This window comes from Micromonospora sp. NPDC023737, from assembly GCF_040639715.1.
In the GTDB taxonomy this organism is placed as follows: Bacteria; Actinomycetota; Actinomycetes; order Mycobacteriales; family Micromonosporaceae; genus Micromonospora.
Genome location: NZ_JBFAAL010000042.1, coordinates 1 through 1,249, shown reverse-complemented (window position 1 = coordinate 1,249; position 1,249 = coordinate 1). Strand labels below are relative to the sequence as shown.

The following is a 1,249-nucleotide window of genomic DNA, read 5'->3' as shown; positions in this document are numbered from 1 at the left end:
GCCCGCCTGCTCGGCGACATCGCAGACATCGCCCGGTTCACCAGCCGCGCCCACTTCGCCTCGTGGAACGGCACCGCACCGATCGACGCCTCGTCCGGCGAGCAGAACCGGCACCGGCTCTCCAGAGCCGGGAACCGGCGCATCAACCGGGCCTTGCACATCATGGCCATCGTCCAGCTGCGCCGTGACACCGAAGGACGCCGCTACTACCGGCGCAGACTAGCCGCGGGCAAGACCCCGATGGAGGCCCTACGGGCACTAAGAGTTCCTAACAAAATGATCTCTAGACCTGTCATCCCTTGTAGAGGGTGATCTACGATGTCGCGTCGTGAGGCGTGGTGAGCAGCCGCCGTGGATCGTGCCGGACGGGCTGTGGCAGCGCATCGAGCCGTTGCTGCCCAAACGTGAGCGCAATCCGCGGCACCCGGGACGTAAGCGGATCCCGGACCGGCAGGTGCTGTGCGGGATCTTGTTCGTGCTGCACACCGGTATCCAGTGGGAGTTCCTGCCCCAGGAGTTGGGGTTCGGCTCGGGGATGACCTGCTGGCGGCGGCTGGAGGAATGGAACCGGGCCGGAGTGTGGCAGCGGCTGCACGAGCTGCTCCTGGCCGAGCTGCAGGCAGCCGGCAAGCTCGACTGGTCTCGCGCCGTGATCGACTCCTCGCATGTGCGGGCCGCCCGACGTGGCCCAAAAGCGGCCCGAGCCCGGTCGACCGCGCCCGCCCGGGCTCGAAGCACCACGTCCTGACCGAGGGCGCCGGCATCCCCTTGGCCGTGTCACTGACCGGCGGCAACCGCAACGACGTCACTCAACTGCTCCCGCTGATCGACAAGATCCCGCCGGTACGCGGACGACGCGGACGCCCCCGACAGCGCCCCGACCAGCTCTTCGCCGACCGCGCCTACGACCACGACAAGTACCGCAAGGCGGTACGCGGCAAGGGCATCCGCCCGCGCATCGCCCGCCGCGGCCAGCCCCACGGATCCGGACTCGGAGTGTTCCGGTGGGTAATCGAGCGGACGATCGCCTGGTACCACGGCATGCGACGACTACGCATCCGCTGGGAACGCCGCGACGACATCCACGAAGCCTTCCTCGCCCTCGCCACCTGCATCATCACGTACCGACACGTCGCACGAATTTGTTAGGACCTCTAAAGCGGCGTCTGTCCGACATCGTCTACCGGCAGATGGTGGCCGACGCGAAGCTGGCCAGGACGGGTCCGGGAGGACACGCGGGGGCGACTCT

General features: G+C 68.0%; 1 protein-coding gene and 1 pseudogene. Both read left to right on the top strand.

From position 1 onward, the window contains the following. Nucleotides 1-312, top strand: a 312-nt coding sequence (locus AB0F98_RS31730; protein WP_357743242.1) for an IS110 family transposase, incomplete at its 5' end; no start/stop codon positions are given. A 16-nt stretch (nucleotides 313-328) separates the two neighbouring features. Continuing rightward, nucleotides 329-1,149, top strand: a pseudogene (locus AB0F98_RS31725) (IS5 family transposase). Nucleotides 1,150-1,249: the final 100 nt, after the last annotated feature.